The following is a 22,758-nucleotide window of genomic DNA, read 5'->3' as shown; positions in this document are numbered from 1 at the left end:
GGCGGCGGCCACGGCCCGCTCAGCCGTCAGCCGTCAGCCGTCAGAAGCCGCCGGCTCGGCCTCGCTCAGCATCCGCTCCTTCAACCGCGCCTGCACCGAGTCCACCGTCACCCCGCCGTCCGGATGCGGCTGCACCTTCCCGCGCCGCGCGAGGTCGTGCACCCCCTGCCTCGAGATCCCCAGCATCGCCGCCGCCACGGTGAACGACACCGCCTCGGCGCTCGGGTGCCCGGCGCGCAGCAGCACGGCGCGGCCGAACGGCGTGCCCCACCAGTCCGTCGGCGGGTTGAACGGCTCGTCGGACGGGAACAGGGTGCTGATCAGCCGGATGGCGGTCATCCGCGCCGCGTCGTCGTCCGGGCCCAGCAGTTCCTCGGTCCAGCCCAGCACCGATTCGAAGGCCCGCCGCCGCAGGTCCTTGTCGAGCCCGAACAACACGTCCACCGGTCCCAGGACCCGCGCCTCGATCAGCCGGTTGAGGTCCCTGGCCAGCTCTTCGTGGGCGGGACGCCATGTTTTCGCCAAGACTCGACTCCCATCCTCGCTGCCAGAACTTCGATTACTACTTGACGAGTAGCGTCCAGTACTTGCCCTCATGTGTCAAGTACTAGCTTGCTGCGTCGGGTATCAGCTCGCCTCGCCGATCCCCTCCGCTTCTCCGGAGATCGTCCTCCTAATCTGCGAACCGAGGCTCCGCGGTCCATCCGCGCCGAGCGGCAGCCCCACCACCTGCCCGAGCAGCGCGTCCGTGGCGCCTTCCAGCCTGCGGAACAGGCTGCCCGCGCCGCCCAACTCGCCGAGCGTGCCCTGCGCCTGCCGCAAGGCCCGCAGCGCGCTGAGCCCCCGCGCCGCGCCGATCGCGTCCCGTGCGGCCTTCAGCTCCGCCAGCTCGGTCGCCAGCTGCTCGACCAGCACCGCGAACTCCGCCGATATCCGTTCGGCCCGCGCGACGAACCCCGCCAGCGTCGCCGATTCGGCCAGCGCACCCCCGAGCGTGGCCAGTCCGAAGGTGAGCACGTCGGCCACCGCGGTCGCCGCGAGCTCGGCCGCCGCCCACGCCGCGGCGTCGGTGACGATGCCGGTCACGGCGTCCTGCGCCGCCCCGGCCGCCACGCCGGCCCGGTTGAGCAGGTGCGCTGTCGCCGCCATGCCGGACGCGAGCCGGTCCAGCGCCGCCACGTAGACGTCCATCGTGGTCCCGAACGCGCGCGCGGCCTCCCCGCGCCAACTTCCCGCGACCGGCACGCAGTCCTGGCGCAGCCGCGACGATATGCCCCGCACCGCGACCGCCTGCTCCAGCCACAGCGCCGCCGCCCCGTGCAGCGCCTCGGCGTCGCCGGTCACGTGGTCCAGGATGTCCAGCAGCCCCACCTCGCGCAGGACCCATTCGACCCCTGACGCCAGCGCGCCCTCGATCCCGCTCGGCGCCGCCCGATGCACCGGCGTCAGGCTCGTGTCGAGCCTCGGCGGCTCCTCGACCGCCCACGTGTAGCCCGCGCCGAAGACGTCCCCGTTCATCAGGGCGCCTCGTCATCCGAATGGGGATCCGAGGAAGCCGAATCAGAGGCCGTGGCCGGCCCGGGTATCTCGATCCCCACTCCCAGCGCCGCCTCCACCGCTCCCGCGACCCCTGCAACCACCCGATCGGCCGACGAATAGCGCCCCGCGGACTCGGCCAGCCCGCGTGTCGCCGCCGCCAGCCACACGGCCAGATCCCCGACTTCGGCGAGCACGCCGTCCTGATGCCCGCGATACCGGTCGGCCAGAAATCCTGATTGCGGCAGTTTGCCGAACCACCCGCGCTCGACTCGGACCGCCGCGACCGCCTCGCCGACGGCCGCCAGCTCCGCCGTGCGGGCGTGCAGGGACTCGGCGTACGCGGTCAGCAACGGCGGCCGCACCTCGAAGGCGAACCCCGGACCGGTCATCGCCACCACCCCCTGGTCAACGTGTTCCGATCATCCTAGCTGGCCACCATCTCTCCCAGTAGTCACTCGAACACCTTACGTATTCCCCCGTCCGGCCCATCCGAGACGTGACGTGCGTCGCTTCCTGTGGCACTACCAAGCGGTAACTTTGTCGGGATACGATCCCCTCGGACGGCACCGTCGGCTTCCGCCGGGCCGCACCGGAATATGTGGAAAGCCTCGCCGGCCTGCCCCCGTGTTCGGATGCTCTGTTTATTAAAATCAGGTCCGACCATGGCAAGCTGCGTCAGGAGAGACCGGAGAAGCCCTCAAGCAGGAGGTCGGACAGCGATCATGAAAATCGTCGTCTGTGTGAAGCAGGTGCCGGACACGGAGGCCGAGAAGCGGCTCCTCCCGGACACCCTGACCGTGGACCGGGAGAGCTCGAACCCGGTGCTCAACGAGATGGACGAGTTCGCCATCGAGGAGGCGCTCAAGCTCGTCGAGGCGCACGGCGGCGAGGTGGTCGTGCTGACCATGGGCCCCGACGGCGCCGACGCCGCGGTGCGCAAGGCGCTGTCGATGGGCGCGGACTCCGGCATCCTGCTCTCGGACCCGGCGCTGGCCGGCTCCGACGCCGTCGCCACCTCCTACGCCATCGCGCAGGCCCTGGGCACCACCGAGTACGACCTGGTGATCCTGGGCTCGGAGGCCTCCGACGCCCGCACCTCGCTGGTCCCGGCGATGCTGGCCGAGCGCCTGGGCGTGCCGCAGCTCACCTTCGCCTCGAAGGTGGAGATCGACGGCACCGACATCACCGTGAACCGGCTCACCGACTACGGGCACGACGTGGTCAAGGCCACGCTGCCGGCCGTGGTGTCGGTGGTCGAGAAGATCAACGAGCCGCGCTACCCCTCCTTCAAGGGCATCATGGCGGCCAAGAAGAAGCCGATCGCGCAGCTCGACGTGGCCTCGGCGAGCATCGACGCGGCCCAGGTCGGCGCGGCCGGTGCCTGGACGGCGGTGGCCGACGCCGCGCAGCGCCCGCCGCGCAGCGCCGGCGTGAAGGTGGCCGACGAGGGCGACGGCGGCGTGAAGCTCGCCGAGTTCCTGTCCGCGCAGAAGTTCATCTAAGGGAGCTTGGAAAATGGCTGAGATCCTGGTCCTCGTCGACCACGCCGACGGCGCGGTCAAGAAGGTCACGCTGGAGCTGCTGACCAAGGCCCGCGCGCTGGGCGAGCCGAGCGCGGTGTTCGTCGGCGCCGGCTACGACAAGGCCGCCGAGAAGCTGGCCGAGTACGGCGCGGCCAAGGTGTACGTCGCCGAGGACGCCGAGCTGGAGGGCTACGTCACCGCCCCCAAGGCCGAGCTGCTGGCCAAGCTGGTCGCCGAGCACGCCCCGGCCGCCGTCCTGGTCCCGGCCACCGCCGAGGGCAAGGAGGTCGGCGCCCGCCTGGCGGTCAAGTCCGGCTCCGGCATCCTCACCGACGCCGTCGACGTCAGCCCCGAGCTGATCGCCGAGCAGAGCATCTTCGGCGGCTCGACCGTGGCGCACTCCAAGGTCACCCAGGGCACCCCGATCATCGCGATGCGCCCGAACGCCACCGCGCCGGAGGCGGCCCCGGCCGCCGCCGAGCGCGTCGACGTGAGCGTCGACCTGTCCGACTCGGCGAAGCTGGCCAAGATCGTCGAGAAGGTCGTGCTCCCCAAGGGCGACCGCCCCGAGCTCACCGAGGCCTCGATCGTGGTCTCCGGCGGCCGCGGCGTCGGCAGCGGCGAGAACTTCGCGATCATCGAGAAGCTGGCCGACGCCCTCGGCGCGGCCGTCGGCGCCTCCCGCGCCGCCGTGGACGCCGGCTGGTACCCGCACCAGGCGCAGGTCGGCCAGACCGGCAAGACGGTCTCCCCGCAGCTGTACATCGCCGCCGGCATCTCCGGCGCGATCCAGCACCGCGCCGGCATGCAGACCTCGAAGACCATCGTCGCCATCAACAAGGACGACGAGGCGCCGATCTTCGAGCTCGCCGACTACGGCGTCATCGGCGACCTGTTCAAGGTGGTCCCGCAGGTCACCGACGAGATCCTGAAGCGGAAGTAGTCCCCGCCCGGCTCCCGAGGCCGCTTCCCCCACCCGCCGCGGTGGGCGAAGCGGCCTTCTGCGTCCCCGGCGCACCGACGGAGCTGGTGCCCACCGGCCCCTGCGACGGCCCCGGGGCACCGTGGCCGCCGCCGGGGATCAGCAGGACGCCGGCGGCCACGGCGGCGCCCAGGAGGGCTCCGAGGGCGGCGTAGACCGGAAAGCGGCGGCGGCGCGGGGCGCGGTGGTGGGTGAGGGGCTGCGCGGCGGGTTCAGGCGGGGGAGCCGGCTCGGGACTCGAGTCGAGGAGGAACGCGGCGTAGGCGGCGCCGGGGGGCGTGGCCGGCGCGCCCGGCTCGGGGGCGGGGGATGCGGTGTCGGCGAGGTCTGAGTGTGCGGTCGATGCGCGCGGGAGGCCGGGTTGGCGGATGCGGCCGGCTGGCGCACTGCCCTGTTGTGGTGCCTCAGATGCTTGGTCGGGCGGCGCTGCGGAGTCATGTGGCTGCTCGGATATCTGCTCGGGCGGCGCGACGGCTGCGGCTCCCTCAAGCACCCGCCGTCGGCCGCCGATGCGCTTCGGCAGCGGCGTCGGCGTGTTCGCCACATCGAGCGCGGTGGCGGCGACCGAGTCGAAGGCGGTCGGCTCCGGGTGCGCCATGGTGCGCGGCGGATCGGCGGCCGTGACCTCCAGCCATGCCGCGAGTTCGGCCTCGCGGCGGGCGATGTCGTCGAGCACCGCGTCGGGGAGCCAGGGGTCGGCCGGTGCGACGAGGGCTGCGATCTCGGGTGCTGTCGGGCGTTCGGCGGGGTCCTTCGCAAGGGATGCGGCCAGCACCTCCGTCAGGTCGGCGGGGAGGCCGTCGAGCTTCGGCGGCTCGTGCACCACGCGGTAGAGCAGTGCCGCTCCGTCGCCGGCGCCGAAGGGGCTTTGGCCGCGGGCCGCGTAGGCGACCACCGCGGCCAGGGCGAACACGTCCGAGCCGAACGTCGCCGGCTCGCCGACCGCCTGCTCCGGGGACAGGAAGCCCGGGGAGCCGATCAGGGCTCCGACCCTGGTCAGGCCGATGTCGTCGAGGGCGCGGGCGACGCCGAAGTCGATCAGCCGCGGTCCGTCGCGGGCCAGCAGCACGTTCGAGGGCTTCACGTCCCGGTGTACCACCCCTGCCGCGTGGACCTCGGACAGGGCCAGAGCCAGGCCGTGCGTCAGGGTACGAAGGCCCGCGTCGCCCAGCGGTCCGAACTCCATCGCCGCGTCCGTGACCGACGGTCCCGGTACGTACTCCGACGCCAGCCATGGCAGCTCCGCGTCCGCGTCCGCCGCGACCACCGGGGCGATCAGTGCCGTGCCACGGCTTCGGCCGGGCGCGCCACCGCCACTGCCGCCGCTGCCGGCCGCGCCGTCGCTGCCGCCGCCCGAACCCCCGCCACCGCCCGAACCCTCGCCCCCCACCTCCCGAGCCGTCTCCACCTCCCGCCGGAACCGGGCCCGGAACCGCGCGTCGGCCGCGAACTCCGGCCGCGCCACCTTCAGCGCCACCGCCCTCCGGTCCGGCCCCAGCGCCAGGTAGACGCGCCCCATCCCGCCCACGGCCAGCAGCGTCAGGACCCGGAAACCGCCCAGGTGGCGCGGGTCGTCCCCACTCAGCGGTGCCATACCGCACACGCTAAGAGCGATCTCGATCGCTGGGAAGACCGTGACCGTCGGTGTTCTGTTTCGTTGGGTATTGCGACCCTTCCTGACGAAAACGGCCACCCGGGACAGCCGCCTTGATCTTCCCCACCGTGCAGTTCGCGCTCTTCTTCGCCGTCGTCCTGCCGCTGTCCTGGGCCCTGATGCCCCGTCAGCGCCTGTGGCGGCCGGGCATCCTCGCCGCCTCGTACTACTTCTACGCGGCCGCGGACTGGCACTACGTGTTCCTCCTGGCGGGCTCCACCGTCGTCAACCAACTCGCGGCGACCGTCATCACCCGTCAGGCCTCGGAGAAGGTCCGCAGAACGGCGCTGATCGCCGCGATCACCCTGGACCTCGGCACCCTCGGCGTCTTCAAATACCTCGACTTCTTCAGCGACTCCGTCAGCAGTTCCCTGGGACTCTCCTTAGGGCTGCTACACCTGGTCCTGCCTGTAGGAGTGTCCTTCTATACGTTCCAGGCCATCTCCTACGTCGTCGACGTCCACCGCGGCCGCACCCCGCTGGCCAAGCCCCTCGACTACGCCATCTACGCGTCCTTCTTCCCGCACCTCGTCGCGGGCCCGATCGTCCGCGCCTCGGAGTTCGTCCCGCAGCTGTCCGGCCCGCGCGACCCGAACCGCATCCCCGCCGCGCGCGCCTTCGGCCTGATCGTCGGCGGCCTGGTGAAGAAGATGGTCGTGGCCGACATGATCGGCACGAAGCTCGTCGAGCCGGTCTTCGGCACGCCCCAGGCGCACAACGGCACCGAAACGCTTATGGCCGTCTATGGATACGCCGTCCAGATCTACTGCGACTTCTCCGCCTATACGGACATGGCGATCGGCCTGGCGCTGCTCTTGGGGTTCCGCTTCCCCGACAACTTCGATCGCCCCTACACCGCGCGTTCTCTGCAGGACTTCTGGAGACGCTGGCATATGACGCTCTCCAGATGGCTCCGCGACTACCTCTACATCCCCTTGGGAGGGAACCGCGGCGGGAGCCTTAAGACGTACCGCAACCTGATGCTCACCATGCTCCTCGGCGGCCTCTGGCACGGCGCCGCGTGGACGTTCGTCATCTGGGGCGGCATCCACGGCGTGGGCTTGGCGGTGGAACGTGCGTGGCCCGCGATGCCGTTCGCTATAAGGATTCCCCAGCCTGTGAAGACCACAGTGGCGCGCATCGTCACCTTCCACGTGGTCTGCCTGGCGTGGGTCTTCTTCCGCGCCCCGGACCTCGGCACCGCCTTCGCCGTCCTGGGACGCCTCTTCGCCGGCGGCCCGAGCACCGGCATCGTCACGCCGGCCATCGTCGTCCTCATCGCCGCCGCACTCGCTGTGCAGTGGATCCCCAGAGGCACCGGCGCACGCCTGCGCGAAGCGTTCGTCACCCTCCCGGTCTACGCGCAGGGCGTCTCCCTCGGCGTGCTCCTCCTGGTGATCGCCGCGGTAAGCGGAGGACAAGGCGTCGCGCCCTTCATCTACTTCCGGTTCTAGGAGTACGCAGTGTCCGAGGAACCCCTCACCACAGCGCGCCAAGCCGGCCGCGTCATCCGCATCGCCCTCATCACCGCGCTGCTCCTGAACACCGCCGGCGTCGTCCGCGCCGGCCTCGGCATGCAGCCCGGCCCGACCCGCGACCTCCTGCTGGCGTTCGCGCACCCCCTGGACACCGTCGCCGGCGCCCTGGACCTGAACCGCCCCCGCAGCTCCCTGGACGCGATGCTCGGCCACCCCGACAGCCTCACCGGTGACGGCCACCGCACCCACCTGGAGCAGGACGCGGACCGCCTCCAGCCGGTCGCCGAGCCGCCGCCGACCACCCCCGGCGCCCCAGCCGCCAACACCGCCGCAACGTCGGGAACCGCGTCCACCACCGACTCCGCCCCCGAGCCCCGCCTGGCCCCGGTCGGCGCCGCCGTCCGCCACGCCACCGCCGACGACCCGCTCCGCATCCTGGTCACCGGCGACTCCCTCTCCGACTTCGACGGCCAGCAGCTGGCCCGCCTGGTAGCCGCCGACCACCTCCCGGCCGAGGTCCGGGTCCAGGCCCGGAACGGCACCGGCCTCACCCAGCCGTCCGTGTTCGACTGGTCGGACGAGGCCGCGCAGGACGCCGCGGCCTTCGACCCGGACGTGGTGATCATGGTCCTCGGCGCGAACGACGGCTGGCCGCTGCACGGCGCCGACGTCGGCTCGAACGCCTGGAACGCCGAGTACGCGCGCCGCGTCGAAGCCGTCTCCCGCGACTTCATCGCCGGCGACCCGCAGCGCCGCGTCTACTGGGTCGGCCCGCCGGTCCCGCGCTCGGCGCCCTGGATCCACATCTTCGCGCGCATCAACGACGCCGTGCGCGCGGCCGTGCCGAACGTCCCCGGGCTCCGCTATGTGGACGTCGCCGGGCCGACCTCCGACCACGGCCACTACACCGACTACCTCACCGATGCCGCCGGTCACCGGGTCCTCGCGCGGCAGCACGACGGGATCCACTTCAGCTTCCCCGGCTCGGTCTTCCCGGCCCGGATCATCCTGGCCGCGCTGCGCGGGGAATACACGCTGGGCTGACCGCCTTGGCGATAGCGGCGGGCGGTAACAGCCCCCCGTTTCCGCGTGCCCTCCGGCGTCCGGGTGATCCCCGTGGACCGGGCGGCGCCGGACACGACAACCGCCACACTCAGCCAGCCCTTAGAATCGCAGCTAATCATGGCCGTATATCTGGATCACGCCGCGACGACCCCCATGCTCCCGGCCGCCGTCGACGCGATGACGGCTCGGCTGGGCCGCACCGGGAACGCCAACTCCCTGCACGCCGCCGGCCGCGCCGCCCGGCGCGTGGTGGAGGAGTCCCGGGAACAGATCGCCGAGGCCCTGGGGGCGCGTCCCTCCGAGGTGGTGTTCACCTCGGGCGGGACCGAGAGCGACAACCTGGCGGTCAAGGGCCTGTACTGGGCCCGCCGCGACGCCGACCCCCGCCGCCGGCGCGTGCTGGCCGCCAAGATCGAGCACCACGCCGTCCTGGACCCGCTGAGCTGGCTGGCAGAGCACGAGGGCGCCGAGATCGACTGGCTCCCGGTCGACTCCCTGGGCCGGGTGCACCCCGAGACGCTGCGCGCGGCGATCGAGCGCGACCCGGACTCCGTGGCCCTGGCCACGGTGATGTGGGCGAACAACGAGGTCGGGACGGTCCAACCGGTCCGCGACCTGGCCGCCGTCTGCCACGAGTACGGCATCCCGGCGCACTCGGACGCCGTGCAGGCCGTAGGCGCGCTGGACGTGGACTGGAGCGCCAGCGGCCTGTCCGCGATGACCTTCACCGCGCACAAGATCGGCGGCCCGATCGGCGTCGGCGCCCTGCTCCTGGGCCGCAAGATCCAGGCGGTCCCGGTGCTGCACGGCGGCGGCCAGGAGCGCGACGTGCGCTCCGGCACCCTGGACACCCCGGCCATCGCGGGCTTCGCGGCCGCCGTCGTGGAGGCGGTGAAGGACCGCGAGGCCAAGGCCGAGACGCTGGCGGGCCTGCGCGACGACCTGATCGCGCGGGTCTGCGCCGAGGTACCGGACGCGGTGGTGAACGGCGACCGCGGCGTCGGGACCGGCCTGCCCGGCATCGCGAACATGACCTTCCCGGGCTGCGAGGGCGACTCCCTCCTGATGCTGCTGGACGCCCGCGGCGTGGAGTGCTCGACCGGCTCGGCGTGCTCGGCCGGCGTCGCCCAGCCGAGCCACGTGCTGCTGGCGATGGGGGTCGACGGCGAGCCGGCCCGCGGGTCGCTGCGGTTCTCGCTGGGGCACACGTCGTCGAAGGCTGATGTGGACGCGCTGGCCGAGGCCATCGGACCGGTGGTCTCCCGGGCGCGCGCCGCCGGACTCAGCTAGGGCGTGGAACCGCTGTCCGTTTCAGGACACTTCATTGACAGCCGACCTCGCCCGACAGGACTCTGAATCTCCGTCGGGTCATGTCGGCGACGAATGGGGCATCATGCTTCGCAAGCGTTCCATGCTCGCGCTTCTGGCGGGTGTACTGCTGGTCTTCTCCGCGGCGCTGGCCGCCGATCCGGCGTCCGCCTCGATCGACTCCGGGCAGAAGTGGGTCCAGGACTCCATCAGTGCGCAGCTCGCCCGCAAGCCCGGGGGAGTGGTGGACGGTGACTCGATCCACTACGCCAAGGAAGGCGTCACCCTCACCTACAAGCCGCCGACGGCCCCCGGCAGCGCCGTGGCCTACGACTTCGCCGGATGCAGCACCGGCGAAGTCTGCCTCTACACCACGTCCAACGTCGTCGCCTCCGGCGTGCGCCTGAGCACCGGATCGCTGTGGTGCCCGTGGGAGAACACCAACAACCTGTTGGACCTGCGCGACTACGGCCTGTCCAACCAGATCCGCGCGGCCGACAACGAGGGCGGTTGGTGGGCCGAGGGGATCTGGTCGAACGTCGGGGTGCGCGGGGAGCAGTGGAAGATGGATCCGCACGGGATCCTCTACAACCTCAGCACCACCAACATCACGTTCCTGAACGTGTGCATCAACGAGAACGATCTCGAATTCTGAGCTCGTTCCTGCTCACCGCGCCGCGACCTCGGCCAGCGGCACCGCCGGATTCCGCAGCCGCGTCAGATCCACCGTGGCCCGCCCCAGAATCAGGTTCCGCACCTCGTCCACCACGTCCCACACGTTCGCGTTCATCCCGGCCAGCACCTTCCCGCCGGCCAGCCAGAACGCCATGTACGCCCCGGAAGCGGGGTCGCCCCGGAACACCACCTCGTCGTACCCCGAGGCCGGGATGTGCCCGACGTACTCCATGCCGAGGTCGTACTGGTCGGTGTAGAAGTACGGCAGTCGGTCGTACTTCAGGTCGGTGACCCCCATCATCGACGCCGCCGCGACCTTCGGCTGGTTCAGCGCGTTGGCCCAGTGCTCGACCCGGATCGGCTCGTCGTAGAACGGGTGCCAGGCGCTGGCGACGTCGCCGGCGGCGAACACGTCCGGGTCCGAGGTCCGCAGGGTGGCGTCGACCACGATGCCGTTCGACACCTCCAGCCCGGCGGCCTCGGCCAGCCCGGTGTTCGGCGCGGCGCCGACCGCGACCAGGATGTGGTCGGCCTCGATCTCGGTCCCGTCGGCCAGCCGGACCCGGGTCGCCTGCTCGACGCCGTCCACGTCCTGCAGCGTGAAGGAGTCCACGCCGGCGCCCAGGCGCAGGTCCACGTCGTGCGCCCGGTGCAGCGCGGCGAACTGCGCGCCGACCTCCGGCCCGAGCACCCGCAGCAGCGGCTGCTCCAGCGCCTCCAGCACCGTCACCTCGACGTCCTTCTCGCGCGCCGCCGCCGCGACCTCCAGCCCGATCCAGCCGGCGCCGACGATGGTCAGCCGGGAGCCCGGGATCAGCTCCTCTTTGGTGCGCTCGCTGTCTTGCAGCGTGCGGAAGTAGCGCAGGTTCTTCGCGTCGCCGCCAGAGACGTTCAGCCGCCGCGGCGCGGAGCCGGTGGCCAGCAGCAGCTTGCCGTAGGAGACCTCGGTGCCGTCGTCGAGGCGGACCACGTGCCGCTCCCGGTCGACCGCCACGGCGGTGCGGCCCAGCCGCAGCCCGACCTGGTTCTCCACGTACCAGGCGCCGGACTCGTGGACGAAGACCTTGTCCCGCTCCTCCTTGCTCTGCAGGAAGCCCTTCGACAGCGGTGGACGCTCGTACGGCAGGTCGTGTTCGGCGCCGACCAGCTCGATCGGCCCGTCCCAGCCGTCCTCGCGCAGGGCCTGGGCGGTTTTGGCCCCGGCCAGGCTCGCACCGACGATGACCATGCTGCTGTCCGTGCCCTCGGCGCCGCTCATGGCGTCCTCCGCTCGTGGTAGCCGTCCCCCGCCCGTTATGACCCGCCTCACAGTCAACCATTCCACGTACCCTTGCCCTATGCGTGTCTTGGCGGCGATGTCCGGTGGTGTCGATTCGGCGGTGGCTGCCGCCCGGGTCCGGGACGCGGGTCACGAGGTGACCGGCGTCCATCTCGCGTTGTCCCGCAACCGCCAAGCCCTGCGCGACGGCGCGCGCGGCTGCTGCACGATCGAGGACTCGCACGACGCCCGGCGCGCTGCCGACATGCTCGGCATCCCCTTCTACATCTGGGACATGTCCGACCGGTTCCACGAGGACGTGATCGACGACTTCGTCGCGGAGTACCAGGCCGGCCGCACCCCGAACCCGTGCCTGCGCTGCAACGAGAAGATCAAGTTCGCCGCGGTGCTGGACAAGGCGCGGGCGCTGGGCTTCGACGCGGTAGCCACCGGCCACTACGCGCGCCTGCTCGACGGCCCGCACGGCCCGGAGCTGCACCGCGCCGCGGACTCGGCCAAGGACCAGTCCTACGTCCTGGGCGTCCTGGACGCCGACCAGATCGCGCACTCCCTGTTCCCGCTCGGCGACGACACCAAGCCCGCGGTCCGCGCCGAGGCGGCCGAGCGCGGCCTGTACGTGGCCAAGAAGCCCGACAGCCACGACGTCTGCTTCATCCCGGACGGGGACACCAAGGCGTATCTGGCCAAGACGCTGGGCACCAGCAGCGGCCCGATCGTGGACAGCGCCGGCCGCCAGGTCGGCGAGCACGACGGCGCCTGGGGCTTCACCATCGGCCAGCGCCGGGGGCTGCGGATCGGCGACCCGGCCGGGGACGGCCGGCCGCGCTACGTGCTGGACATCTCGCCGGTCAGCAACACCGTGACCGTCGGGACCGCCGAGGAGCTGGACGTCACCGGCCTGTCCGGGATCAAGCTGCGGTGGTGCGGGCCGGAGTTCACCGGCCGCATCGAGTGCCACGCGCAGCTGCGCGCGCACGGCGAAGGCGTGCCGGCCACGGCCGAGCGGACCGGTCCGGACGCCATCGAAGTGGTGCTCCATGAGCCGGTTCGGGGTCTCGCGCCGGGACAGGCCGCTGTCCTTTATGACGGGACTCGGGTGATCGGTTCCGCCACCGTGGCGCAGACCTCACGTTAAAAGGCCGGCCAAAGGCCAACCAATTGGCCCTCACGTGCGTCGGTTAGGGTCGTAGGCTGAAAAACCCGATCCGACAGTATGGGGAGGGACCCCGATGGGTTCACGACGCACGCTCCTGGCTATAGCCGCGCTAGCGACCTCGCTCGCGGTCGTCACCGCGGGCTGCTCCGGCAGCTCCAAGCCGAAGCCGGCGGCGAACAGCGGGTCCCAGACGGCCACCTCCGCCGGCGCCAGCCCGACCGACACGGCCGCGGCGGCGTTCCTGGCGGCCTGGCAGTCCGGGGACTACACCAAGGCCGGCGCGCTGACCGACCTGCCGGACAAGGCGGGGCCGCGGCTGAAGGCCGTGATGGAGTCGCTGGCGCCGAAGTCCATCGTGCTCAAGCTGGGCTCGCAGATGAACGCGCCGAGCAGCGCCGGCTCGGCGACCGGTTCTGGCGCGGCGACCCCGGGCACGCCGAGCAGCCCGGCCACGCCGAACCCGCTGGACAACGCGGTCCACTACGACTTCAGCGTCACCGACACCTTCGACGACGGTCTGACGTGGGCCTACAACTCCACGCTGGCGGTGCTGCCGCCGACCGGGAACAACCCGGCGCTGGTGCACTTCGCCTCGGCGCTCATCAACCCGCAGCTGAGCGCGGCGTCGAACCTGAAGGCGGTGCCGCCGTCGGTGCCGGTCGCCGACCGCAACGGCGTGCCGCTGTCCGGCAAGGACCACCCGAGCATCGCCAGCCTGCTGACGAAGCTGGCGATCTCCAAGCCGCAGAACGGCACCCAGGCCTCGCTGCAGATCCAGTTCGTGGACAACAACACCGGCCTGCAGATCCCCGGCTCGAACACGATCCAGCTCGGCGCGCCGAACTCGACCAGCGGCCTGCAGCTCGGCTCGACGATCGACTCGAAGATCCAGACCGCCGCGGAGAACGCGCTCCAGGCGTACCCGAACTCCGGCATGGTGGTGATCAAGCCGTCCACCGGCGAGATCCTGGCCATCGCGACGAACAACAAGAACAACACGAAGATGGCCTACACGGCCACGCGCGCGCCGGGCTCGACGTTCAAGACGGTCACCGCCACGGCCCTGATGCTCGGCGGCATGCAGCTGACGGACTCGGCGGACTGCACGCCGACCGCGCAGGTGGGCACCGAGGTCTACCACAACGACGAGGGCCTGAAGAACGGCTTCTCCGGCGCCAACCTGCTCAGCGCCTACGAGATGTCCTGCAACACCTCGTTCGTGAACGCGACGATCGGGCACAACCTGGCGCTGGACAGCCTGTCCAAGACCGTCCACGACTACTACGGCATGGACCAGCCCTGGGACCTGGGCGTCGGCCAGGCCACCTACTGCACCGCCGGCAATCTGCAGGTCCCGCCGGCCGACACGCACAGCCTGCTCGCCGCCTCGGCCTTCGGCCAGGGCAAGATCACGATGTGCCCGCTGACCATGGCCTCGATCGCCGCGACGGTGGCCACCGGCCAGTTCCACCAGCCGGTCCTGATCCCCGGCTTCCAGGCCCCGGCCAAGGCCCAGCCGCTGCCCGCGAACGTGGACCAGAACCTGCAGACCATGATGCGCGGCGTGATCACGAACGGCACCGCGACCTCCCTGCAGAACATCTCGCCGACCCTGGGCGCCAAGACCGGCTCGGCCGAGCCGAACGCCACCGACCCGACCGACTCCTGGATGATCGCCATGGACCCCAAGAACGACATCGCGGTCTCCGCGCTGGTGCTCAACGGCGGATTCGGCAACTCGGCGGCCGGCCCGGCCATCGCCGCCATGATGAAGGCCGCCGGGCTGAGCTGACGCGCGGCGCCGGCCGGTCCGGCAGCGCTTTCCGGTCGGCGCTGCTTTCTGGTGCCCCGGACCTTCGCGGTCCGGGGTATTCGGCGTTTCGGGGCCGGGAATGCCCGCGTTTCCGGCGGCGTCGCTCGGCGTTTCTGGTCGGCGTTGCCTTCTGGTGCCCCGGACCTTCGTGGTCCGGGGTATTCGGCGTTTCGGGATCGCGAAGCTCGGCGCGGGGTGTCAGTCTTCTGGGTCGTGGCCGCGGCCGCGGTCCTCCAGCGGCCCCAGCACCACGTCGCCGATCTCTCCCAGCACCCTGATCTGCTCCGGCGTGAGCCGGTCCATCAAATGCCGCCGCACCGATGCCACGTGCCCCGGCGCGGCCTCCTCGATGGTGCGGCGCCCCTGCGGCGTCAGGGCCACGAACGAGCCCCGTGCGTCGCCGTCCACCTCCTCGCGGCGGACCAGGCCGCGCTGTTCCATGCGCGTGATGTGGTGCGACAGCCGGCTCTTCGACCACTGCATGCGCGCGGCCAGCTCGCTGAGCCGGCGCCGGTCGTCCGTGGTGGTCAGGTTGGACAGCACGTCGTAGTCGGCCTCCGACAGGCCGGCCTCCCGGGCCAGGTCGCGGTTGATCTCGGCGCTGAGCAGCAGGCGCATGCGGCGGTAGGCCAGCCAGGCGCGCATCTCGTCGTCGTTCAGCCAGCGGGGTTCGGGGTGGGGCTCGGGCGTGGTCACGGCCGCATTCTAGCGCTGTGGTTGACACGTCACCAACCCTGGCGCAGACTTGTTGACATGTCACCATCACCTCTGCCGCGCCGTCTGGCGCAGCTCTTCGCCGGGCTCGTGCTGTTCGGCGCCAGCACCGCGCTGATGGTCGCCTCGGGCCTGGGTCTGGCCTCCTGGGACGTGCTGCACCAGGGTCTGGCCCGGCACACCGGCCTGCCGCTGGGCCGCGTCGTGATCATCGTCGGCGCGCTGGTGCTGCTGGCCTGGATCCCGCTGCGGCAGCGGCCCGGCTTCGGCACGGCGAGCAACGTCGTCGTGGTCGGCCTGGCCGCCGACGCCACTCTCGGCGTCCTGCCGACGCCCCACGCGCTGGCACCCCGCATCGCACTGCTCCTCGGCGGCATCGCGCTGAACGGCGTCGCCACCGGGCTCTACGTCGGCGCCGGCCTCGGTCCGGGGCCGCGCGACGGCCTGATGACCGGCCTGTCGGCGCGGACCGGCAGGTCGCTACGGCTGACCCGCACCGGCATCGAGGTCGTGGTGCTCGCCGCGGGCTGGCTGCTCGGCGGCACCGTCGGCGTCGGGACGGTGCTGTTCGCCGTCGCGATCGGACCGCTGGCCCAGTTCTTCATCGCTCGTTTCGACCTGAATCCGACACCGAATCCAACTGGAGGCCACCATGCCCCGCCTGCTCATCATCACCAGCACGACCCGTCCGGGACGGATCGGCACCGCCGTCGCGGAGTGGGTTCTCACCCTGGCCCGCGAACACGGTGGCTTCGACGTCGAAGTGGCCGACCTGGCCGAGATCGCCTTGCCGTTCCTCGACGAACCGGATCATCCGTCTGAGGGCACGTACATCCACGACCACACCCGCCAGTGGAGTGCGATGGTCGACGCCGCCGACGCCTTCCTGATCCTCGCCGCCGAATACAACCGCGGGATCACCGCACCCCTGAAGAACGCCCTCGACGCGCTCTACGCGGAGTGGGCCGGCAAGCCGGTCGGCTACGTCAGCTACGGCATGTCATCGGCGGGCCTGCGCGCCGTCGAGATGATCACGCCGGTCGCGGTCGCGCTCGGAATGACGCCGCTGCCGGACATCGTGACGCTCCCGCTGCGCGAGGTACTGGACCCCGACGGCCGCCTGATCCCCGGCGAGCGCCGGGCGCACGGCGTCCACCAGCTCCTCGAAGAACTGCGGCGCTATGCCGAAGCGCTCTGCCAGCTGCGGAAACCCGCCGCGGCATAAGGGCCGAACAGTGTCGCCTCGGCGCTCAGCTGTCGAAGCGCACGAACAACTCCCGCTGATCCGCTCCCGCCAAGAGCGCCAGCAACGACAGCGACCGGATCAGCTGCCCGCACCGGTAGGCGTCCCAGCCGCCGTCCGCGGCCCCGTCGGCCGCCGCCCAGCGTTCCGCGAGCGCGTCGACGTCGTGGTCGCTCAGATAAGCCAGTCGCGAGCCCAGCGCGGCCCGCACGGGTAACAACACCGTGCCCCCGGCATCGTCAGGACCCTCATGCGCCGGGGTGAGCACCGCCTCCCGCACCTCGGCCGGATCGTTGCCGGTCACCAGCAGATCCAGGTCGATCAGCTGCGCGGGATCCAGATCGCCGGCCGGCACGGTGTCCAGCGCGGCCAGCACCGCCGAGGTGTCGGCGTGGGCCGCGGCGGCCGCCACCACCCGCAGTTCGGCGGGGCTCGCGGCGAAGAACACGGTCGACACGGGACGGGCTCCAGGAAGTCAAAACGGTCACCGGGGGGCGAGCGGGCTTGGGGAACAGGGCTGGTGGCGGGCTTTCACAAGGTCTGGTGCTGGTCACAATAGCGGCGAGCCGGGCTCTCGGCTCGTGCATTCGACACCCCATCGGGTGATGTCGGGGGCGCGCGCCGCAGCCGCGAGACCGTGGGGTCCCGCGCCTGGGTTCGCACGCAGGGGACGTCGCGGAGGCCGCGAGGGTTGCCGGACCGGCGGCATCGGTATTTTGGCTACGCTTCGTCCCATGCACCGACCCCCACGCGCCACCGGTATCGGCTCCCTGCCCGGCACCGACGCCGGAGCGGCCAACCGCCTGGTCTTCGACGAGCTTCCGGACCTGCCGCACCTGCCCGAACTCCCGGCGCGCGGCGTGGGCGCCGACATGATCGGCCGCGGCACCGCCTTCCTGGTGGAGCTCTACGCCGAGGTGCAGCCCAGCGGCTGGCGGCTGACCGAGCGGCCGGGCCGCGACGCCCGGCGCGCGGACTCGTTCCTGCGCCAGGATCTGGACCTGCTGGAGGAGCGCGCCCAGGAGTTCACACAGACGCTGAAGGTCCAGGTCGTCGGCCCGTGGTCGCTGGCCGCGACCCTGGAGCTGCGGCACGGCGACCGGATGCTGTCCGACCTCGGCGCCGTCCGCGACCTCACCGAGTCCCTGACCGAGGGGCTGAAGGTGCACATCGCCGACGTGCGCAAGCGGGCACCGCGGGCCGGGGCGCTGCTGGTGCAGCTGGACGAGCCGGCGCTGCCCGGCGTCCTGCGCGGCACCGTGCCCACCGCCAGCGGCTTCGGCCGGCTGCGCGCGGTCGACGAGACGGTGGCCCGGGAGACGCTGGCCGGCCTGATCAAGGCCGTGCACGACGCCGACGCCGACGTCGCCGTGCACTGCTGCGCCTCCGACGTACCGATCGAGATGCTGCGCAGGGCCGGTGCCGACCACATCTCCTTCGACGCCACCGCGATCGACACCACCGGGCCCGGCGGCGTCTCGCCGGAGCGCGACGAACAGCTCGGCGAGGCGATCGAGGCCGGAGTGGGCCTGATGCTCGGCGTCGTGCCGTCCGTGGACCCGGCGCGCGCCCCCGGCGTCAACCAGCTCCTCGACAAGGTGCTGTCCCTGAGCCGCCTGGGCTTCTCGGCGGCGCAGCTGGCCCAGGCCACGACGATCACCCCGACCTGCGGCCTGGCCGGCGCCACCCCGCCGTGGGCCCGCCAGGCGCTCGTGCTGGCCCACCGCACGGCCGACGCGCTGGCCGACAAAGCCTCCTGAACTGCGGGACTGTCAGTGCCTGACGGTAGATTCTTGAGTGTCGAAACGGCCCCCGACCAGTGAGGTGACGCGTTGTCCGCCACGGATGAGACCACCCCCGCTACCCCGGCGCAGCAGCACGCGGCCCTGGCCGAGGAGATCGAGGACGCGCGGTACCGCTACTACGTCCTCGACGCGCCGACGATCAGCGACGCCGAGTTCGACGTCAAGCTGCGGCAGCTGGAGGCGATCGAGGACGCGAACCCGGAGCTGCGCACCCCGGACTCGCCGACCCAGAAGGTGGCCGGCGCCTACGAGACCGAGTTCACCTCGGTCCCGCACCTGGAGCGCATGCTCTCGCTGGACAACGCGTTCACCGCCGAGGAGCTCCAGACCTGGGCCGACCGCATCGAGAAGGACCTCGGCGCGCTGCCGGACCTGCTGTGCGAGCTGAAGGTCGACGGCCTGGCGATCAACCTGCTCTACGAGAACGGCAAGCTCACCCGGGCCCTGACCCGCGGCGACGGCCGCACCGGCGAGGACATCACGCCGAACGCCAAGACCATCCAGAGCATCCCGCAGACCCTGACCGGCACCGCCGAGTTCCCGGTGCCGGAGCTGGTCGAGGTGCGCGGCGAGGTCTACTTCGCGGTCAAGGCGTTCGACGCGTGGAACGAGAAGATCCTCGCCGAGACCGGCCGCTCCTACGCCAACCCGCGCAACGCCGCGGCCGGCTCGCTGCGGCAGAAGGACCCGCGGATCACCGCGCAGCGGCCGCTGTCGATGGTGGTGCACGGCATTGGCGCGCGGAAAGGCTTCACCCCGACCTCGCAGTCCCACTCCTACGAGGCCCTCAAGGCCTGGGGCCTGCCGACCTCGGACCGGGTGAAGGTCGTCAAGACCCTGAAGGACGTCCAGAAGTACATCGACTACTACAACAAGCACCGCCACGACGTCGAGCACGAGATCGACGGCGTGGTGGTCAAGGTCGACGCCCTGGCCATCCAGGGCCGCCTGGGCAGCACCTCCCGCGCCCCGCGCTGGGCCATCGCCTTCAAGTACCCGCCGGAGGAGGTCACCACCAAGCTGCTGGACATCCGGGTCCAGGTCGGCCGCACCGGCCGGGTGACGCCGTACGCGGTGATGGAGCCGGTCACGGTCGCCGGCTCCACGGTCCAGAACGCCACGCTCCACAACCAGGAGATCGTGGTGAAGAAGGGCCTGAAGATCGGCGACACGGTGATCCTGCGCAAGGCCGGCGACGTGATCCCGGAGATCGTCGGCGCGGTGCAGGACCTGCGCGACGGCTCCGAGCGCGACTTCGTGATGCCGGAGAACTGCCCGGACTGCGGGACCAAGCTGGCTCCGCAGAAGGAGGGCGACATCGACCTGCGCTGCCCGAACTCGCAGTTCTGCCTCGGGCAGATCCGCGAGCGCATCGACTTCATGGGCAGCCGCAACGCGCTGGACATCGAGGCGCTGGGCTACGAGTCGGCGGTGGCGCTGACCCAGCCGGCCGGGGGCACCGCGCCGGTGCACGACGAGGGCGACCTGTTGAGCCTCAAGATCGAGGACCTGGCCGAGCTCAAGATGCTGCAGGCCAAGCGCGGCGCGGACGCCCAGCCCGGCGAGATGGAGCTGGTGCCGTACTTCTACACCAAGGGCACGCCGAAGAAGCCGAGCGTGCCGACCGCGACCACCGAACTGCTGCTGCAGCAGCTGGAGCTGGTGAAGACCGACCGGCCGCTGTGGCGCTTCCTGGTCTCGCTGTCGATCCGGCACGTGGGCCCGACCGCGGCGCGCGTCCTGGCCCGCGAGTTCCCGTCCTTCGACGCCCTGGCGAACGCGACCGAGGACGAGCTGAAGGCCGCCGAGGGCATCGGCCCGACCATCGCCACCGCGATCGTCGAGTGGTTCGCCGTGGACTGGCACCGCGAGATCATCGGCAAGTGGCAGGCGGCCGGCGTGGTGCCTGTTGTGGAATCCCAGCCCGAGGGCCCGAGGCCTCTTGAGGGATTGAGCGTGGTCGTAACGGGCACATTGGCCGGTTTCACACGGGATGGCGCGGCCGAGGAACTGACCAGCCGGGGTGCGAAGGTGAGCGGTTCGGTCTCCAAGAAAACCTCATTTGTCGTCGTAGGGGATAACCCCGGCAGTAAGTATGACAAGGCCCTGAGCCTGGGCGTGAAGGTGCTCGACGAGGGGGGTTTCAGGGTCCTGTTGGAGGCCGGTCCGGACGCGGCTGCCGCTACAGTGGCGGAAGCAGGGGCCTGACACCGACGCCCGGCCCGGCCGTCAAGACCGAAGGCGAAACCTTTACGGTCCGTCTCTGGTCGGCGACGTTCTGATACGGCAATATGGCCGCGTCAGCCCGTTCGCTGACGCGCGCACCGACGCTGAAGTTGTTCAGAAGAGCTCCGGTACAGGAGGGTCCGCTCCATGCACCGACCATTCGAGCCGGACTACGGCCCGAAGGCCGATCCCGGACGTCTGTACGCCTTCGTCGCCTCCGTCAGCGCGGCCGGGATCACCATCCTGGCCGCGTTGTTGGTCTTGAACTGGCACGGTTCCGGACCCACCACGCAGTCGGTGCCCGCGTTGCTGATGACCATCTGCCTGGTCTTCCTCGGGGAACTGCGGCCCCTGATGAAGTTGCAGCACACCAACCGCGAGGCCGCCACCACCACGGTTTTCACCATCGCGCTGCTGATGTTGGCGGGCTGGCCGCTGGCCGCGATGGTGCAGGCCGCGGCCTCCCTGGTGGGCGGTGCGGCCGGGCGCCGGACCTGGTGGCGGATCCTGTTCAACGTCTCGCAGTTCACGCTGTCCCTGGGCGCGGCCTGCCTGGTGCTGCGAGGCTTCGGCATCGTGCCGACCCCGGGGCGGCCGTGGGCGCCGAGCGTGACCTCGATGGCCGCGATCCTGCTGGCCGGCGTCGCGTACTTCGTGGTGAACCTGTTCTTCGTCTGGCAGGCCGTGGCGCTGTGGACCGGCGTGCGGCTGATCGGCATAGCCCGCCGCGAGTGGCGGGTCGAGCTGCAGGTGGTCGGCGCCTCGGTGGTGCTGGCGCCGCTGATCACCGTGGTGATGCGGCACGAGCCGTACCTGATCGTGCTGTTCATACCGGTGCTGCTGGTCTTCTACCGCAGCGCCCTGGCGTTCGACGAGAGCGAGTGGCAGTCGCTGCACGACCCGCTGACCGCGCTGCCCAACCGCAAGGCGCTGCGACGCCAGGCCGAGATCATGCTCGGCACCGTGCCGGCCGCCGGCGACGACGGGCCGTCCTCGCTGTACTCCTCCGGCCGCACCCCGGCCGCGGTCGCCGTCCCGCACGGCAAGATCGGCCTGTTCCTGCTGGACCTGGACCGTTTCAAGGAAGTGAACGACACCCTCGGCCACGCCGCCGGCGACGAGCTGATCCGCGAGGTCGCGCAGCGGCTGTCGGCCGCGGTCCGCGCCGAGGACATGGTGGCCCGGCTCGGCGGCGACGAGTTCGCGGTCCTGCTCCCCGGCCTGCCGGACGTCGAGGCCGCGCAGCAGCTGGCGCAGCGCCTGCTGGACGCCGTGGCCGTCCCCTACCGCCTGCACGGCTTCAACCTGGACGTCGAGGCCTCCCTGGGCATCGCCCTGCACCCCGACGACGCCAGCCACTACGACGTCCTGCTCCGGCACGCGGACGTGGCGATGTACGAGGCCAAGCGCGGCAAGACCGGCTACGTCCGCTACGACCCGGCGAAGGACCGCAACAGTCCGGACCGGCTGGCGCTCCTGAGCGACCTGCGCGAGGCCCTGGACGCCGGCCGCATCGAGGTCCACTACCAACCGCAGGCCTCGTTCAAGGACGGCCGCGTGGTCGGCGTCGAGGCGCTGGCGCGGTGGCGGCACGACGTGCGCGGCGCGATACCGCCGGAGACGTTCGTGAAGCTCGCCGAGAACAGCGGGCTGATGGCGCGCCTGACGGAGTACATCCTCGACATCTCGCTGCGGCAGGCGGCGCTGTGGTGGCGCAACGGCTACGGCGTGCCGATCGCGGTGAACGTCTCGCTGCGCGACATCGAGAGCCCGCACTTCGTGGAGATGGTCGAGCGCAAGCTGGCGCAGCACCGCGTGCGGCCCGAGGCGCTGCGGCTGGAGGTCGCGGAGCGGGTGCTGGTCGGGGACGCGCAGAGCGTCAGGGCGGCGCTGATCGGCCTGTCCAAGCTCGGCGTCCGGCTGTCGCTCGACAACTTCGGCACCGGCTACGCCTCGCTGCTGACCCTGCGCCGGCTGCCCTTCGACGAGATCAAGATAGACCGCTCCTTCGTCGGCGGCATCGGCTTCGACGCCGACGACGCGGCGATCGTCCGCTCGACCATAGACCTGGCGCACTCGCTGGGACTGCGCGTGGTCGCCGAGGGCGTCGAGGACCCCGCGACGTGGTCCACGCTGGAGGACTACGGCTGCGACGAGGCACAGGGCTGGCTGGTTGCCAAGGCGCTGCCCGCATCGGAGATCTGCGCGGTGCTGGCGCAGGGGGTGCCCTCGGCGGCGCCTGGTTCTTCCGCCAACGGGACCGCGCCGGATCAGCTTTCGGCTTAGGCCAGGTTCAGG

At 71.3% G+C, this 22,758-nt stretch carries 19 protein-coding genes and 1 pseudogene; 13 read left to right on the top strand and 7 right to left on the bottom strand.

The genetic code is table 11. The features are described from left to right. Window positions 1-33: 33 nt before the first annotated feature. From ABH920_RS26105 to ABH920_RS26095, 3 genes are all read right to left on the bottom strand, one after another. Complete coding sequence (locus ABH920_RS26105; protein WP_370351758.1) at window positions 34-525, bottom strand: hypothetical protein; 492 nt, start codon at window positions 523-525, stop codon at window positions 34-36. Window positions 526-627: 102 nt separating this feature from the next. Next, window positions 628-1,518, bottom strand: a complete 891-nt coding sequence (locus tag ABH920_RS26100; protein WP_370351757.1) for a WXG100 family type VII secretion target — start codon at window positions 1,516-1,518, stop codon at window positions 628-630. Next, a complete protein-coding gene (locus ABH920_RS26095) occupies window positions 1,518-1,928 on the bottom strand; it encodes a hypothetical protein (protein WP_370351756.1) in 411 nt (136 codons plus the stop codon). The genes ABH920_RS26100 and ABH920_RS26095 overlap by 1 nt, the downstream gene beginning before the upstream one ends. Before the next feature lie 333 nt (window positions 1,929-2,261). On the opposite strand from ABH920_RS26095, the gene ABH920_RS26090 reads away from it, so the two are divergent. Together ABH920_RS26090 and ABH920_RS26085 are read left to right on the top strand one after the other, a co-directional pair. Beyond that, a complete protein-coding gene (locus ABH920_RS26090; RefSeq protein WP_370351755.1) occupies window positions 2,262-3,041 on the top strand; it encodes an electron transfer flavoprotein subunit beta in 780 nt (259 codons plus the stop codon). A 13-nt stretch (window positions 3,042-3,054) separates the two neighbouring features. Further along, the gene (locus ABH920_RS26085) at window positions 3,055-4,005 is read left to right on the top strand and encodes an electron transfer flavoprotein subunit alpha/FixB family protein (protein ID WP_370351754.1); all 951 of its coding nucleotides are present in this window, start codon (window positions 3,055-3,057) and stop codon (window positions 4,003-4,005) included. On the opposite strand, the gene ABH920_RS26080 is transcribed toward ABH920_RS26085, so the two are convergent. Continuing rightward, the gene (locus ABH920_RS26080; protein WP_370351753.1) at window positions 3,977-5,638 is read right to left on the bottom strand and encodes a protein kinase; all 1,662 of its coding nucleotides are present in this window, start codon (window positions 5,636-5,638) and stop codon (window positions 3,977-3,979) included. The genes ABH920_RS26085 and ABH920_RS26080 overlap by 29 nt on opposite strands. A 113-nt stretch (window positions 5,639-5,751) precedes the next feature. Here ABH920_RS26080 and ABH920_RS26075 point away from each other — a divergent pair, with 113 nt between their 5' ends. From ABH920_RS26075 to ABH920_RS26060, 4 genes are all read left to right on the top strand, one after another. Then, window positions 5,752-7,152, top strand: a complete 1,401-nt coding sequence (locus tag ABH920_RS26075) for an MBOAT family protein (RefSeq protein WP_370351752.1) — start codon at window positions 5,752-5,754, stop codon at window positions 7,150-7,152. Window positions 7,153-7,161: 9 nt separating this feature from the next. Further along, window positions 7,162-8,220, top strand: a complete 1,059-nt coding sequence (locus tag ABH920_RS26070) for a GDSL-type esterase/lipase family protein (RefSeq protein ID WP_370351751.1) — start codon at window positions 7,162-7,164, stop codon at window positions 8,218-8,220. A 138-nt stretch (window positions 8,221-8,358) separates the two neighbouring features. Further along, window positions 8,359-9,531, top strand: coding sequence for a cysteine desulfurase family protein (locus ABH920_RS26065; RefSeq protein WP_370351750.1), 1,173 nt, complete (start codon window positions 8,359-8,361; stop codon window positions 9,529-9,531). 103 nt (window positions 9,532-9,634) lie between these two features. Beyond that, window positions 9,635-10,204 (top strand): hypothetical protein, encoded by a 570-nt coding sequence (locus tag ABH920_RS26060; protein WP_370351749.1) that lies wholly within the window; start codon window positions 9,635-9,637, stop codon window positions 10,202-10,204. Window positions 10,205-10,216: 12 nt separating this feature from the next. Here ABH920_RS26060 and ABH920_RS26055 read toward each other — a convergent pair whose 3' ends face one another. Continuing rightward, window positions 10,217-11,482 (bottom strand): NAD(P)/FAD-dependent oxidoreductase, encoded by a 1,266-nt coding sequence (locus tag ABH920_RS26055; protein ID WP_370351748.1) that lies wholly within the window; start codon window positions 11,480-11,482, stop codon window positions 10,217-10,219. A gap of 79 nt (window positions 11,483-11,561) precedes the next feature. On the opposite strand from ABH920_RS26055, the gene mnmA reads away from it, so the two are divergent. Together mnmA and ABH920_RS26045 are read left to right on the top strand one after the other, a co-directional pair. After that, window positions 11,562-12,638, top strand: coding sequence for a tRNA 2-thiouridine(34) synthase MnmA (mnmA, locus tag ABH920_RS26050; protein ID WP_370351747.1), 1,077 nt, complete (start codon window positions 11,562-11,564; stop codon window positions 12,636-12,638). 94 nt (window positions 12,639-12,732) lie between these two features. Further along, window positions 12,733-14,451 (top strand): penicillin-binding transpeptidase domain-containing protein, encoded by a 1,719-nt coding sequence (locus tag ABH920_RS26045; protein ID WP_370351746.1) that lies wholly within the window; start codon window positions 12,733-12,735, stop codon window positions 14,449-14,451. A gap of 219 nt (window positions 14,452-14,670) precedes the next feature. On the opposite strand, the gene ABH920_RS26040 is transcribed toward ABH920_RS26045, so the two are convergent. Next, window positions 14,671-15,117, bottom strand: coding sequence for a MarR family winged helix-turn-helix transcriptional regulator (locus ABH920_RS26040; RefSeq protein ID WP_370351970.1), 447 nt, complete (start codon window positions 15,115-15,117; stop codon window positions 14,671-14,673). A gap of 108 nt (window positions 15,118-15,225) precedes the next feature. On the opposite strand from ABH920_RS26040, the pseudogene ABH920_RS26035 reads away from it, so the two are divergent. After that, window positions 15,226-15,813: pseudogene (locus tag ABH920_RS26035) on the top strand (YitT family protein); the annotation flags it as partial. A 25-nt stretch (window positions 15,814-15,838) separates the two neighbouring features. After that, window positions 15,839-16,411 (top strand): NADPH-dependent FMN reductase, encoded by a 573-nt coding sequence (locus ABH920_RS26030; protein WP_370351745.1) that lies wholly within the window; start codon window positions 15,839-15,841, stop codon window positions 16,409-16,411. 25 nt (window positions 16,412-16,436) lie between these two features. Here the strand turns inward: ABH920_RS26030 and ABH920_RS26025 are convergent, their stop codons facing one another. After that, window positions 16,437-16,886 carry a hypothetical protein gene (locus ABH920_RS26025; protein WP_370351744.1) on the bottom strand — a complete coding sequence of 150 codons (450 nt, stop codon included), beginning with the start codon at window positions 16,884-16,886 and terminating at the stop codon, window positions 16,437-16,439. 277 nt (window positions 16,887-17,163) lie between these two features. Between ABH920_RS26025 and ABH920_RS26020 the strand changes: the two genes are divergently transcribed. The 3 genes from ABH920_RS26020 to ABH920_RS26010 all read left to right on the top strand — a co-directional run bounded on the left by ABH920_RS26020 (window position 17,164) and on the right by ABH920_RS26010 (window position 22,746). Beyond that, window positions 17,164-18,189, top strand: a complete 1,026-nt coding sequence (locus ABH920_RS26020) for a methionine synthase (protein WP_370351743.1) — start codon at window positions 17,164-17,166, stop codon at window positions 18,187-18,189. Window positions 18,190-18,261: 72 nt separating this feature from the next. Then, complete coding sequence (gene ligA / locus ABH920_RS26015; protein ID WP_370351742.1) at window positions 18,262-20,442, top strand: NAD-dependent DNA ligase LigA; 2,181 nt, start codon at window positions 18,262-18,264, stop codon at window positions 20,440-20,442. A 165-nt stretch (window positions 20,443-20,607) separates the two neighbouring features. Further along, entirely contained in the window at window positions 20,608-22,746 is a 2,139-nt protein-coding gene (locus tag ABH920_RS26010) for a putative bifunctional diguanylate cyclase/phosphodiesterase (protein WP_370351741.1), read from the top strand. Window positions 22,747-22,758 lie beyond the last annotated feature (12 nt).

The organism is Catenulispora sp. EB89 (assembly GCF_041261445.1).
Lineage (GTDB): Bacteria > Actinomycetota > Actinomycetes > Streptomycetales > Catenulisporaceae > Catenulispora.
Note: the sequence above shows the minus strand (reverse complement) of the source record. Positions and strands in the feature narration are given on the sequence as shown.

Excerpts from the sequence above, each read along its gene's own strand:
- ABH920_RS26100 (WP_370351757.1), bottom strand. The coding sequence starts at position 1,518 with ATGAACGGGGACGTCTTCGGCGCGGGCTACACGTGGGCGGTCGAGGAG.
- ABH920_RS26095 (WP_370351756.1), bottom strand. The coding sequence starts at position 1,928 with ATGACCGGTCCGGGGTTCGCCTTCGAGGTGCGGCCGCCGTTGCTGACC.
- ABH920_RS26090 (WP_370351755.1), top strand. The coding sequence starts at position 2,262 with ATGAAAATCGTCGTCTGTGTGAAGCAGGTGCCGGACACGGAGGCCGAG.
- ABH920_RS26085 (WP_370351754.1), top strand. The coding sequence starts at position 3,055 with ATGGCTGAGATCCTGGTCCTCGTCGACCACGCCGACGGCGCGGTCAAG.
- ABH920_RS26080 (WP_370351753.1), bottom strand. The coding sequence starts at position 5,638 with ATGGCACCGCTGAGTGGGGACGACCCGCGCCACCTGGGCGGTTTCCGG.
- ABH920_RS26065 (WP_370351750.1), top strand. The coding sequence starts at position 8,359 with ATGGCCGTATATCTGGATCACGCCGCGACGACCCCCATGCTCCCGGCC.
- ABH920_RS26060 (WP_370351749.1), top strand. The coding sequence starts at position 9,635 with ATGCTTCGCAAGCGTTCCATGCTCGCGCTTCTGGCGGGTGTACTGCTG.
- ABH920_RS26055 (WP_370351748.1), bottom strand. The coding sequence starts at position 11,482 with ATGAGCGGCGCCGAGGGCACGGACAGCAGCATGGTCATCGTCGGTGCG.
- mnmA (WP_370351747.1), top strand. The coding sequence starts at position 11,562 with ATGCGTGTCTTGGCGGCGATGTCCGGTGGTGTCGATTCGGCGGTGGCT.
- ABH920_RS26045 (WP_370351746.1), top strand. The coding sequence starts at position 12,733 with ATGGGTTCACGACGCACGCTCCTGGCTATAGCCGCGCTAGCGACCTCG.
- ABH920_RS26040 (WP_370351970.1), bottom strand. The coding sequence starts at position 15,117 with ATGCGCGCCTGGCTGGCCTACCGCCGCATGCGCCTGCTGCTCAGCGCC.
- ABH920_RS26030 (WP_370351745.1), top strand. The coding sequence starts at position 15,839 with ATGCCCCGCCTGCTCATCATCACCAGCACGACCCGTCCGGGACGGATC.
- ABH920_RS26020 (WP_370351743.1), top strand. The coding sequence starts at position 17,164 with ATGCACCGACCCCCACGCGCCACCGGTATCGGCTCCCTGCCCGGCACC.
- ABH920_RS26010 (WP_370351741.1), top strand. The coding sequence starts at position 20,608 with ATGCACCGACCATTCGAGCCGGACTACGGCCCGAAGGCCGATCCCGGA.